The following is a 463-nucleotide window of genomic DNA, read 5'->3' as shown; positions in this document are numbered from 1 at the left end:
AGTTACCAGTGACCAGTGACCAGTGACCAGCTGATTGGTAACTGGTAACTGGTAACTGATGACTGTGTGGTCGATGTGCTTTTCAATTTTTGAGATGTAAAGCGCGGCATTTTCGTTTTTCATCGACCATGCGAATGCTTTCGGCAAAAGCCCCTGTTTTTCCATGCAATACTTGACTAAAGGTTGGTCTTCGTTATAAATAATGACTTCTGTTGCTTCAAAAAGTTTCAATTTTTCGAAGCATTTCTCTTCCTGCGAGATGAAATTTTCCTGATGGGCTTCGCCTATGCCGGTGAAAATGCCGATGGTGGGCTTGATGATGGCTTCGAGGCGTTCCATTTCGCCCGGGAGGGAGATGCCGGCTTCAAAGATGCCGAGTTGCGTTTGAGCGTTGAGTTGCCACACCGAGAGGGGTACGCCCGTTTGCGAGTTGTAGCTGCGGGGCGAGCGCACGATTGTGAAT

General features: G+C 48.2%; 1 protein-coding gene. It reads right to left on the bottom strand.

Going from position 1 to position 463, the window contains the following annotated elements:
• The coding region (locus ASC50_RS04440; protein WP_262482198.1) for a Mur ligase family protein at window positions 1-463 on the bottom strand (463 nt) is incomplete at both ends.

Source organism: Candidatus Symbiothrix dinenymphae, from assembly GCF_001431085.1.
This window is presented reverse-complemented; position numbering and strand designations above follow the sequence as displayed.